The following is a 12,237-nucleotide window of genomic DNA, read 5'->3' as shown; positions in this document are numbered from 1 at the left end:
CGGACGGAACACGGGGCCGCGCTGGGCTGGGCGAACGAGACACATGGCGCCGCGACGGGACACAGCTAGACCCAGCGGGACACGCCTGGTCAGGTGTGTCCGGCCCGCTTCAGGTATGTCTCGTCGCGCTGAGCTGTGTCCCGTCACGCCGGGCTGTCCCGCGGCGCCGGGCAGTCCCCGCCAGGTTGCCCTGCCTCGGGTGGCGGCCGGTCCTCGGCGCGGACGAAGAGGCCGAGCTGGGTCGGGCTGCCGAGCTGGCCGTCGACCTCCCCGACAGGCCGGAAGCCGACGGTGTAGCCGTGGCGCTCGGCGACCCCGCGCGCCCACCGCTCGAACTGGGCGCGGCTCCACTCGAACCGGTGGTCCCGGTGCCGAAACTCACCGGGCGGCATCCCGTAGACGGCGTTGTACTCGACGTTCGGGGTGGTGACGACGACGGCGCGGGGGCGGGCGTGGCCGAAGACGTTGACCTCCAGAGAGGGCAGCCGGTCGGGCTCCAGGTGCTCGACGACCTCGACGAGGAGCGCCGCGTCGTAGCCGGTCAGCGCGTCGTCGCGGTAGGTGAGCGAGGACTGCCGCAACTGCAGCCGGTGCTGCTCGCGTTCGGAGCGACGGTCGAGGCGCAGCCGCTTCGCCGCCTTGGAGAGGGTGTGTGCGGAGACGTCGACCCCCAGGAGTTCGGTGAACGCCGAGTCCGCGAGGAGCCCCTGCAGGTAGTAGCCCTCGCCGCAGCCGAGGTCGACGACGCGGGCCGCGCCGACCTCCCGCAGAGCCGCCACCACCGCCTTCCGGCGCAGGACCTTCAACGGCCGATGGCCGGACGGCTCAGTCCCCTCGTCCGCGGCGTCGCCGGTGCAGGTGCGCGCGTCGGCGCCGTCGGGAGCGCAGTCGGGAGCACCGACGGCGTTCCCATCGCTGAGGGCGTCGACACCGACATCCCCGGAGCAATCGTCGTCGGCATCGCAGCCGCACCACAGTTGGCCAAGGGCCTCGAGTTCCCCCGCCGGGCGGTCGTCGAGCTCGACGAGCCGGCTGGTGGCGTCGTCGACGAGGGAGCGCTGCGCGGCCAGGTAGCGCCGGGTGATGAGGGCCCTCTCGGGGTGGGCGGCGAGCCAGCCCTCTCCGGCCCGCAGCAGCTTGTCGACCTCCTGCGGGCCGACCCAGTAGTGCTTGGACCCGTCGAGCACCGGCAGCAACACGTACAACTGGGTCAGGGCGTCGGCGAGCCGCACCTGCCCCTGCAGGGTCAGGTCGACGTACGGCGCCGGGCCCCAGTCGAAGCCGGCCAGTCCCTCGGCGAGGTCGCTCCGGCGGAGGGTGACGGTCCAGCCCAGGGGCTCGAACAGGTCGCGGACCAACTCGGCGCCGTCGCGCCACTCATGGCGCTTCGCCGGCAGCGCAGGCACCCGGATCTGCAGCGGCAGAGGCGACGCGGCGAGCTCGGGCCGGGCATCGCAGCGCCCCTTGAGCGCGGTGCCGAACACCTTGCCGAGGGCCACCGCGAGCAGCGACGACGCGGCGTACGGCCGGTCGTTGACGTACTGCCCGAGCGCGAACCCCTCGCTGCGCTTCCCCCTGCCGCGCACGAGGTCAATCGGGGCGACCTCGAGCAGCAGCGCCGCGGTGCACCGGTCAGCGTCGGCCTCGGGGTAGAACACCGTCGCTCGCCCCACGGGCAGCTCGACACTCTGCACCCGGTCCGGATGCTTGTGCAGCAGGTACCCCAGGTCGCTCGCGTCGGGGGCTGTCGAGGTGATGGTGAGCAGCACCCGCCCATTGTTGCTGGTGACGACCCCGCCGGCGGCATGGTTTTCCGGCGACCCGGGCTGCCCGCGCCCCTGCCGAGCCGTCATGGTCGCCCGAACGGGACACGCCGCATCGCAACGGGACACGTCTGGACCCCACTGGACACGCCTTGTCAGGTGTGTTCCGTCCGGTTGCGGTGTGTGCCGTTGCGCTGCGCGGTGTCCCGTCCTGCAGCTAGCCCTGGGCGCGCCGGGCTGTCCGTCCCCTGGGCCGCCGGGCGACCCGGATCGCCCGGCTGCGCCGCGGGCCGATCAACCGGCGGGCGCCAGGCAGCGTTCCGGTCGCCACCCTCAGCTGGTGAGGATCGCCAGGCGGCCGGTGGCGCGGGTCATGGCGACGTAGCGGTCGACGGCGCCCTCGATGCCGTCGCCGAAGTTCTGCGGGTCGATCAGCACGACGAGGTCGAACTCCAGCCCCTTGGCCGTCTCGGGCGTCAGCGAGCGCACGCGCGGGGTGTCCGCAACACCGGAGTCGCCGATGATCGCGGCCGTCCCCTCCTCCGGGTGCTGGGCCAGCCACTCCGCCACGATCTGCTCACGCTCGGCGACGGACCCGTGCAGCACCGGCTCTCCACCGGTGCGGATCGAGGTCGGCACGTTGGCGTCCGGCAGCGCCGCCCGAATGACGGGTTCGGCCTCCGCCATGACCGCCGCCGGAGTGCGGTAGTTGACGGACAGCGTCGAGATCCGCACCCGGTCGAAGCCGACCCGCTCCAGCCGCTCCTGCCACGACTCGGCGAACCCGTGCCGGGCCTGCGCGCGGTCCCCGACGATCGTGAAACTGCGCGACGGGCAGCGCGCCAGCAGCATCTGCCACTGGGCGTCGGTCAACTCCTGGGCCTCGTCGACGACGACGTGCCCGAACGGCCCCGCCAGCGGATCGGCCTCCGGGCCCTGGAAGCCGGAGTCGTCGTCGAGCGCGCTCTGCAGGTCGTCGGCGGTGAGCATCGACATCACCTGCAACTCGGTGTCGTCGTGCTCGATGAGGTGGTCCATGACGTTCTCGCGTTCCTCGCGTTGCGCCGCGCGTTCGGCCGCCGCGCGCTGCTCTCGCTCGGAGAACTCCGGGTCGCCGAGCCGGGCGCGGGCGGCGTCCAGAATCGGCAGATCCTCGGTGGTCCAGGCCTGCGGGTCCTCGCGCTGCAGCGCCCGCACCTGTTCGCGGGTCAGCCACGGCGCACACATCCGCAGGTAGGCGGGCACCGACCACAGGTCGCCCACGACGTCCGTGGCCTCCAGCAGCGGCCAGCCGCGATGCACCGCCTGCACGAGATCGGTGTTGCGGCGCAACGAGGTGGCAATCGCCTCACGGGTGTGCTCGCGGGCGCGCAGCTTGTCGAGCAGGATCTCGATGAGCTGCTCCCAGATCTGCTCGCGGGCCTCGTTGTGCGGGGTGCCGGGCGCGGGCGCGTCGAACGCCTCGGCCCAGTCGTCGGCGTCGACGTGCAGCTGCCCCCACTCGGTCTTGATCGACATGGGCTCCGGCGGCTCCTCGTAGAAGCGCACGGCCGGGTCGATGGCCGCCACCATCTCGATCCGCGACTTCAACGCCGCGACCTGCGGATCGGCCTCCGGGAGCGCGCTCGCGCCCTCCGGCAGCAGGTCGGCGACGGTGCAGGTGCGCACCCCCTCCTCCCCCAGGCTCGGCAGCACGTCGGCCACGTACGCCAGATACGGCTCGTGCGGGCCGACGAACAGCACCCCGCCACTGCGGCCGCGACGGTGCCCCAGGCGCGGGTCGGCGTACAGCAGATAGGCGGTGCGGTGCAGCGCGACGACGGTCTTGCCGGTGCCGGGGCCTCCGTCCACGACCAGCGGCCCGGAGGAAGAGGCGCGGATGATCGCGTCCTGGTCGGCCTGGATCGTGGAGAGCACGTCGCGCATCCGGCCGGTGCGAGCGCCGCCGAGGCTGGCGATGAACGCCGACTCTTCGTCGAGTGCCGGGCGGCCGTCGAGGGCGTCGGGGTCGAAGACCTCGTCCCAGTAGTCGGTGATCCGCCCGCGGGTCCAGCGGTAGCGGCGGCGGCTGACCAGGCCCATCGGGTTCGCGTGGGTCGCCGCGAAGAACGGCTCGGCCGCCGGCGTGCGCCAGTCGATGAGCAGCGTGCGGCCGTCGTCGTCCTTAAGGCCGAGACGGCCGATATAAAGGTGGGAGCCGTCGGGGTAGTCCATGCGCCCCAGGCACAGGTCGAGGCCGAACCGGCGCAGCGCCCGCAACCGCTGGGTCAGCCGGTGCACCTCCAGATCGCGGTCCAACGCCTGCTGACCCGCGCCCGCGGGTGCTCGGCGGGCCTGCTCCAGCCGCATGGTGAGGTCGTCGACGGTCGACTGCAGGCTCCACGAGATCGCCGCGAAATGGCCCTCGTCGCCGCCGAGCAACGCCGGGTCGGCCTTGGCCAGTCGATCGGGCAGGGCGAACGCGCTGGTGGGCACGGAGGTCACGGGCATCGGCTCCTCGTCGAATAGCCGCCGCGGGCCGGGGTGTGGCCGCGCAGACGACGGGCTGCGACCGCCAGTCTGCGCCTCCTGGGGGGCCTTGCCGCAAGTCCCCCCAGGAGTCGTAAACTGCAGGTACCGGAGGCGAATCGCCCCGGTTTTTCTATGCTGCGTCGGGCAGCGGAGGCCTCAGCCCTTGGCGGCCGCGAAGCCCTTGTCGAGGTCGGCGAGGATGTCGTCGATGTGCTCGATGCCGACCGCGAGGCGCACGAGACCGGGGGTGACTCCGGCTCCCGCACGGTCCTCGTCGCTGCCCTGGCTGTGGGTCGTGGAGGCAGGGTGGATGACCAGCGAGCGCACGTCGCCGATGTTGGCGACGTGGCTGTGCAGCTCGCAGCCGTCGACGAACGCCCGACCCGCGTCCAGACCGCCGGCGATCTCGAACGACAGCACCGCACCCGCTCCGGCCGGAGCGTACTTGTCGGCGAGCGACGCGTACCGGCTGTCGGGAAGCGAGGAGTAGTAGACGGCCTCCACCTGGTCGTGGTCGGCGAGGTACTGCGCGACCTTGCGCGCGTTGGCCAGGTGCCGTTCCATCCGCAGCGACAGCGTCTCGATGCCGAGCTGCAGCACCCACGCGTTGAAGGGGCTGATCGCCGAGCCGAGGTCGCGCAGCAGTTCGACGCGGGCCTTGAGGATGAACGCCAGGTTGGCCCCGAGCGCGCAGCCGACGCCGAGGTCACGCGCGAACACCAGCCCGTGGTAGCTCTCCGACGGCTCGTTGAACGAGGGGAACTTCGCCGGGTCTGCCGCGTAGTCGAAGCTGCCGGCGTCGACGAGGACGCCGCCGATCGCGGCGCCGTGCCCCCCGAGGTACTTCGTCGTGGAGTGGATGACGACGTCGGCGCCGTGCTCGATGGGGCGCAGCACGAACGGCGTGGCGACCGTGTTGTCGACGAAGAACGGGACCCCGGCCTCGTGCGCGATGTCGGCGACGGCGGCCACGTCGAGGATCTTGCCGTCCGGGTTCGAGATCGTCTCGCCGAACAGCAGCTTGGTGTTCGGGCGGATCGCGTCCCGCCACGCCTGGTGATCATCGACGTTGACGAAGGTCGTCTCGATGCCGAGGCGGCTCAGGGTGTACTTCAGCAGGTTGTACGTGCCGCCATAGAGGGCGGAGCTGGCCACGACGTGATCGCCGGCCTGCGCCACGTTGAGGATCGCGAACGTCGTCGCCGCCTGCCCGGAGGCCAGCAGCAGCCCGCCGACACCGCCCTCCAGGGCCGCGATGCGGGCCTCCACCGCGTCTTGGGTGGGGTTGCCGAGGCGGGTGTAGATCGGCCCGAGGTCGGCGAGCGCGAACCGGTCCGCGGCCGTCTGCGCGTCGGGAAAGACGAACGACGTCGTCTGGTAGATCGGCAGCGCCCGGGCGCCTGTCTGGCTGTCCGGGGTCTGCCCGGCGTGTACCTGCTTGGTCTCGAACTGCCACTCGTTCTGCGAACTCATGCCGAGCTGTCTCCCTTGTCGCGATCCACTCTGGTGTCCTCTGGCGACCGTAACCCGTCCGCCTCCCCCTGCGTCGCGCGGTCTGCCGATGCGGCGGTGGCCACCGGATACGGTCCTTTTCGGAGACGGAATCGGCGAGCCTTCGGAGCGAGACGGTCAGGCGTCGTCCCACTCCGGCTGGTCGCCGAGGGTCAGCACCCCGGCTCCGGCGGTGGCGGCGGCCACGAGCGCGCTCACGTGCTCGTGCTCGGCGGGGTCGATGTGCAGGTGCACGCGGGCGGTTGTGCCGTCACCGAGGCCGTAGTCGGTGCCGGTGATCGACACCCCGTGGGCGCGCAGCTCGTTCTCGATGCGGCCCGCGTCGGCGACCCCGATGTCGAGGTACGCGGGCAGTCGCAACCGACGCACTCGCGGATCGGCCTGGGCCAGGGCGGCGCTCACTGCGTCGGAGTAGGCGCGGATGAGGCCGCCGGTGCCGAGCAGGGTGCCGCCGAACCAGCGGGTGACGACGGCGACGACGTCGGTGTAGCCGCTGCCGCGCAGCACGTCGAGCATGGGCGATCCAGCGGTGCCGGCGGGCTCGCCGTCGTCGTTGCTGCGTTCGGTGCGGCGGTCCGGGCCCAGGATGAACGCAGAACAGTGGTGACGCGCGTCGTGGTGGGCCCGGCGCGCGGCGTCGATGACCTCGCGGGCCGCCTCCTCGTCGGCTACGGGCTCCAGCCGCGCGAGGAAGCGGGAGCGTTTCGCCTCGATTTCCGCGGTCGCGGGCGACGCGAGGGTGCGGTAGCTGGTGACCGCAGGGAGATCGATCGGCCCAAACTCCGGCCCGGCCGGATCGCCGGACGAACCCTCCGGTCGGCGGCTCACGCCGGCGGGTCGAAGCGTCCGTCGATGGCGGTCCAGCCGGCGTCGACGAACAGCTGGCTGCCCGTGACGTAACTCGACGCATCGGAGGCGAGGAAGACGACGGCACCCGCCAGCTCGCTCGGGTGCGCCCACCGGTGCAGCGCGTTCGCGTGGGCGTACGCATTGGCCCACTCGGTGTTCGACTTGATCTGCGTGGTCAGCGGGGTGTCGACGACGCCGGGCGCGATCGCATTGCAGCGCACTCCACTCGGCCCGAGCTCGGCCGCCGCGGTGCGCAGCAGCTGCACGAGGCCGGCCTTCGTCGCCGCGTACACCGACTGCCCCGGCTCGACGAGCACCGCCCGCATCGAGCTGAACGCGATGATGCTGCCCCGGCCGCGTTGCGCCATGCCCCGCCCGAAGGCCCGGATGAGGTCGAAGTGCGCCCGCAGGTTGAGGCCGACGACCCGGTCGAACTCCTCACCGGAGTAGTCGAGGATCCGCTTGCGGACGTTGACGCCCGCCGTGACCACGAGAGCGTCGACCACGCCCAGCTCGTCGGCGGCCCGCTGCACCGCGGCCTCGTCGAGAATGTCCAGCTCGTAGGACTCCAGGTCACCCCACCCCGGAGCGTCATCGACGGACTGGCCGGCCGCCGCGCCGATCGCGCAGGTCGCCTCCGCGGCGGCCCGGTCGCGGTCCGCGACGATGACGCGGGCGCCCTGCGCGGCCAGCGCCAGCGCGCTCTCCCGACCGATACCGCTGCCGCCGCCGACGACGACCGCCGTTCGGGCGTCCAGGCGGAACAACCGGGCGTAATCGGGTCGATCGGTGGCGGCTGGGTCGCTCACGGTGGGCTCCTCTGCTGGTCGGCTACCGCGGCCGGCGAAAGATAGTGTTCGCTTTTACCCGCCGGACCGTGCAAAAGCGAACACTATCTTTTGGCCGGCTGCCCGGCCTCTTGGTCACTCGGCCCGCAGCCCACCGCTAAACGGTCGAAAAGGCGCTGGGGAAAGCCTCACGGTAGCTGCGCCAGGACCCACCGGGCGCGTCGACACCGCGTGCGGCCAGCAGCGCGTGGGCCACGGCGCGGGTGACGACGTCTCCGGTGGCGTCCAGCAGTGCGTGGAAGGCGATCAGGTCGGGCGCGGGGCCGTCGCCGGTCGCCGCCCCGAAAAAGGTGTCGCCGTCGAACATCGTGTGCACGGGCTTGACCGCCCGGGCCAGGCCGTCGTGCGCGATGCCGGCGAGCTTGGCGCACTGGGCCTTGGTCAGCGTCGCCGTCGTGGCCACGACCCCGATGGTCGTGGCCATCCCCGGACGTCCCACGAGCTGCGGCGGCGCGGCCAGCGCCCGCTCCCGGGCGGCCCGCACGTCGGCTCCGTCGGGCACCCCGAGCTCGGGCACCTCCCCATCGAGCAGGAATCGGCGGGCGTACAACTCCCCCGTCCGCGGGTCGAGAGCCTCACCGAGGGGGTTGAGCACGAGGAGCGCCGCGACCACCGTGCCGTCGGGCAACACCGCGCTCGCCGAGCCGATCCCACCCTTGAGCCCGCCGCATTTCGCGCCGGTCCCCGCGCCCACGCAGCCCTGCTCGACGCCACCCGAAGTGTCCTCGCGGGCCGCCGCGCAGGCCCGCCGGCCGGTCGCGGCGTCGGGGCGATTGGCGAAGCTCCCGCCGCGTCCCAGGTCGAAGACGACGGCGGCGGGCACGAGCGGCACGACCTCACCGGGCTGACCCATCGGCAGCCCGATCCCGTCGTCGAAGAGCGCGCCCATCACCCCGTCGGCGGCGGCCAGCCCGAAGGCGCTCCCGCCGGAGAGGCAGATCGCGTGCACCCGCTCGACGACATTGCGAGGATCAAGCAGGTCGGTCTCGCGGGTGCCCGGTCCCCCGCCGCGCACGTCGACCCCGGCCACCATGCCCTCGGGCGGGGCGAGGACGACCGTCGTGCCGGTCAGCCACCCCGGCTCGGTGAGCGTCACGTGTCCGACCCGCAGCCCCGGCACATCGACCAGCGAATTCGTCGGGCCCATCCGCACACTGTTGTGTGCCACTTCCGAGTGACTCATGAGCCCGCCTTCGAATCGGATGCCACGGCCTGGGCGAGTTGCGCGGCGTCGATGCCCGCGAGCGCACCGGCCAGGGTCGGGATGCTCGCCACGAGCCGCTGCGTGTAGGGGTGCTGGGGGTTGTCGTAAACCTGCGCGGTCGGGCCCTCCTCGACGATCTGCCCGGCCTCCATGACGATGACTCGCTCGCACGTGTGCCGCACGACCGACAGGTCGTGGCTGACGAACAGCAGCGTAAGCCCGAAGTCGTCGACGAGGTCACCGATGAGGTTGAGCACCTGCGCCCGCACCGAGACATCCAGGGCGGAGACGGGTTCGTCGGCCACGAGGATGTCGGGGTCCGGAGAGAGCGCGCGGGCGATCGAGATCCGCTGCCGTTGGCCGCCGGAGAACTGGTGCGGATAGCGGCGCGCGGAGTCGGGCTCGATCCCCACGGCGGTCAGCAGCTCGGGGATGCGGTCGCGTTCGGCGCCGCGGCCCTGGGCCACGAGGGGCTCGGCGACGATGTCCGCGACCCGCATCCGGGGGTCCAGCGAGCTCATCGGGTCTTGGAAGACGAGCTGCAGGCTGTCGCGCACGAACCGCAGCCGCCGCTCCGAGCGCCCCGCGATCTCGCGGCCGAGCACCTGCACCGAGCCGGAGGTCGGCCGGTCCAGGCCGGCGATGATCCGCAGCAGCGTCGACTTGCCGCAGCCGGATTCGCCGACGATGCCGACCCGCTCACCGCGACGCACGCTCAGGCTCACGCCCCGCAACGCCTCGACGACCGGCGCCGGCGTGAAGAGCCGGGTGCGCGGGCGCCGGTAGTGGCGGACCACGTCGGTCACCTCTAACACGGTCCGCTGTGTGCCACGCACCCGGTCCTGCACCGGTTCCTGCACAGACCTCGGGCGACGCGCATCGGTCCGGCGCGGTCCCCCCGCCAGCAGGCGACCGTCGTCGTCGACGGCGGTCAGGTCGGAGGCGGCGACGAGTTGCTGGGTGTACTCGTGCTGCGGGTCGGTGAAGACGGCGCGCACGTCGCCGGTCTCGACGATCCGACCCCGGTACATCACCGCCACCCGATGGCAGACGGTGGCGACGACGGCCAGGTCGTGGGTGATGAACAGCATCCCGGCGTCGCGGGCCGCGGCGCCGGAGACGATGAGGTCGAGCACCCCGGCCTGCACGGTGACATCGAGCGCGGTCGTCGGCTCGTCGCAGATGAGCAGCCCCGGGTCGTTGGCCAGGGCGATCGCCAACACCACCCGCTGGCGCTGGCCACCGGAGAGTTGATGCGGATACGCCCGGGCCGCCCCCGCCGGATCGGGCAGCCGCACCTGCTCCAGCAGGCGCACCGCGCGTTCACGGGCCGTGCGGGCGTCCACGCCGTGGATCGTCATGACCTCGGCAACCTGCGCCCCGACGCGCATCGTCGGATTCAGTGCGGTCATCGGCTCCTGGAAGACCATCGCGGCCTGCAGGCCCCGCAGGCGGCACAGAGCGGCCTCGCTGGCCCCCACGACATCCTTGTCGAAGCCGGCCAGGCGCACCGACCCCGACGACCTCAGCCCCTCGGGCAGCAGCCCGAGCACCGCGAGGGCCGTCAACGACTTGCCCGAGCCGGACTCCCCGATGAGCCCCAGCCGCTCCCCGCGGGCGACGCGCAGGTCGACCTCGCGCACCAGCGGCGTCGAGCCCGCCTGCACCGACAGGCCCCGGACGTCGAGCACGAGGTCGCCGGCATTCGCCGTCGCCCCACTCATCGGCCCGCCAACTTCGGGTCGAGCAGGTCGCGCAGGCCGTCGCCGAGCAGGTTGAAGCCGAGCACGGCCACGGCGATCGCGGCGCCGGGCACGATCACCAACCGCGGCGCGAGCAGGAGCATCGCCTGGCTCTCCTGCAGCATCAACCCCCACGAGGGGGTCGGCGGGGGCGTGCCCAGACCGAGGAACGACAGGGCCGCCTCGGCGAGGATCGCGATGGCGAACGCGACGCTGGCCTGCACGATGACGATGCTGCCGACATTGGGCAGCACGTGGCGCAGGGCGATGGCAAACGGTCCGCGCCCGGCGGCCCGGGCCGCGAGCACATACTCGGTGCCCAGCACCTGCAGCGCCCCCGAGCGCACGACCCGCGCGAACGTCGGCACGCTGGCGATGCCGATGGCCAGCATGGCCGTCAGAGTGCTGCCGCCGAAGACCGCGCTGAACATGATGGCCAAGAGCAGCGCGGGGAACGCGAGCAGGATGTCGGCCAGGCGCATCAGCACGGTGCCGAGCCACCGCCACACCATCGCCGCGAGAATCCCGAGCGGCACCCCGACCAGGGCCGCGACCCCGACCGCGACGACCCCCACGAACAGGGTCGTGCGCGCCCCGACGAGCAGCCGGCTGAACACGTCCCGTCCGAAGAGGTCGGTGCCCAGCCAGTACTGCGCCGACGGCCCCTGCAGCCGCACCGCCGGGTCGACGAGCATCGGGTCGTGCGGCAGCCACACGTAGGAGAGCGCGGCCGCCCCGACGACCATCCCCACCAGTAGCCCGCCGACCACGAGCGGCGGATTGACCCGCCCGGCCCACCGGCCTATCGGGGAGGCCGGCTCGGGGGCACCGAGCCGCGCCGACTCCACTGCGCTCATCGCCGACCCCCCGTCGCCAGCCGCGGGTCGATGACTGAATACAGCACGTCGACCAGCATGTTCACCAGGAGCACCGCCAGCACGAGCACCATGACGACGTCTTGCACGACGATGAGGTCACGGTTGGCCACCGCGTCGAGCAGCAGGCTGCCCAGACCGGGGATGACGAACACCCGCTCGACGACGACCGCCCCGATGAGCAACGTCGCCAACTGCAGCGCGAGCACTGTGACCACGGGGATCGCCGCGTTGCGCAGCCCGTGCCGCCACAGCGCCCGCATCGGCCCCAGCCCCTTGGCCCGAGCGGTCCGCACGTAGTCCTCCCGCATGACGTCGAGCACGGCGCTGCGCACATAGCGACTCAGCACCGCCCCCTGCACCAGGCCCAACGACAGGGCCGGCAGCACGAGCTGGCGCAGGAACATCACCGGATCGCGCGCGGGCGGCGTCCACCCGTTGGCCGGCAGCCAGCCCAGGTGCACCGCGAACAACGTGATGAGCAGCAGGCCCGCCAGGAACGCCGGGATCGCCACCCCGATCTGCGACAACGCCGAGAGCACCAGTCCGCTGACGTGCCGATGCCGCACGGCCATCAGCGTGCCGATCGGCAACGCGATGACCACGGCAATGATCATCGCGGCGCCCACCAGCCAGCCGGTGACGGCCAGCCGATCCAGCAGCTGCGGCCCGATCGGCGCCCGGGAGATGTAGCTCTCGCCGAGGTCAAAGCGCAGCAGGCCCCCGATCCAGTCCACGTACCGGGCGTCCAGCGGCTGATCGAGGCCGAAATCGGCGCGCAGCCGCGCCACGGCCTCCTCCGAGGCGTTGACCCCCAGCGCCACCCGAGCCGGGTCACCGGGCAGCACCTGCATGAACCCGAAGACCAGCAGCGAGCTGACGAACAGGCTGACCACCAGGGTCAGCAGCCGCCAGGCGAGAACGATGACCACG

General features: G+C 72.3%; 9 protein-coding genes. All 9 read right to left on the bottom strand.

What is annotated here, in order from left to right:
- Positions 1–143 precede the first annotated feature (143 nt).
- A complete protein-coding gene (locus KILIM_RS01675) occupies positions 144–1,769 on the bottom strand; it encodes a 3' terminal RNA ribose 2'-O-methyltransferase Hen1 (protein WP_083875828.1) in 1,626 nt (541 codons plus the stop codon).
- A gap of 327 nt (positions 1,770–2,096) precedes the next feature.
- Positions 2,097–4,253 carry an RNA polymerase recycling motor ATPase HelR gene (gene helR, locus KILIM_RS01670; RefSeq protein ID WP_006590872.1) on the bottom strand — a complete coding sequence of 719 codons (2,157 nt, stop codon included), beginning with the start codon at positions 4,251–4,253 and terminating at the stop codon, positions 2,097–2,099.
- Positions 4,254–4,430: 177 nt separating this feature from the next.
- On the bottom strand, positions 4,431–5,747 hold the full coding sequence (locus KILIM_RS01665; RefSeq protein WP_006590871.1) for a bifunctional o-acetylhomoserine/o-acetylserine sulfhydrylase: 1,317 nt from the start codon (positions 5,745–5,747) through the stop codon (positions 4,431–4,433).
- 156 nt (positions 5,748–5,903) lie between these two features.
- On the bottom strand, positions 5,904–6,614 hold the full coding sequence (locus KILIM_RS01660) for an IMPACT family protein (RefSeq protein WP_006590870.1): 711 nt from the start codon (positions 6,612–6,614) through the stop codon (positions 5,904–5,906).
- The gene (locus KILIM_RS01655; RefSeq protein ID WP_006590869.1) at positions 6,611–7,444 is read right to left on the bottom strand and encodes an SDR family NAD(P)-dependent oxidoreductase; all 834 of its coding nucleotides are present in this window, start codon (positions 7,442–7,444) and stop codon (positions 6,611–6,613) included. Before KILIM_RS01655 ends, KILIM_RS01660 begins: the two co-directional genes overlap by 4 nt.
- 136 nt (positions 7,445–7,580) lie before the next feature.
- On the bottom strand, positions 7,581–8,666 hold the full coding sequence (locus KILIM_RS01650; protein WP_006590868.1) for a P1 family peptidase: 1,086 nt from the start codon (positions 8,664–8,666) through the stop codon (positions 7,581–7,583).
- On the bottom strand, positions 8,663–10,411 hold the full coding sequence (locus KILIM_RS01645; protein ID WP_006590867.1) for a dipeptide ABC transporter ATP-binding protein: 1,749 nt from the start codon (positions 10,409–10,411) through the stop codon (positions 8,663–8,665). Before KILIM_RS01645 ends, KILIM_RS01650 begins: the two co-directional genes overlap by 4 nt.
- Complete coding sequence (locus tag KILIM_RS01640; protein ID WP_006590866.1) at positions 10,408–11,286, bottom strand: ABC transporter permease; 879 nt, start codon at positions 11,284–11,286, stop codon at positions 10,408–10,410. The genes KILIM_RS01645 and KILIM_RS01640 overlap by 4 nt, the downstream gene beginning before the upstream one ends.
- The gene (locus KILIM_RS01635) at positions 11,283–12,236 is read right to left on the bottom strand and encodes an ABC transporter permease (protein ID WP_006590865.1); all 954 of its coding nucleotides are present in this window, start codon (positions 12,234–12,236) and stop codon (positions 11,283–11,285) included. The genes KILIM_RS01640 and KILIM_RS01635 overlap by 4 nt, the downstream gene beginning before the upstream one ends.
- Position 12,237: the final 1 nt, after the last annotated feature.

Source organism: Kineosphaera limosa NBRC 100340 (assembly GCF_000298215.1).
Lineage (GTDB): Bacteria > Actinomycetota > Actinomycetes > Actinomycetales > Dermatophilaceae > Kineosphaera > Kineosphaera limosa.
The sequence above is the reverse complement of the archived record's forward strand: the minus strand, read 5'-3'. Positions and strand labels throughout refer to the sequence as shown.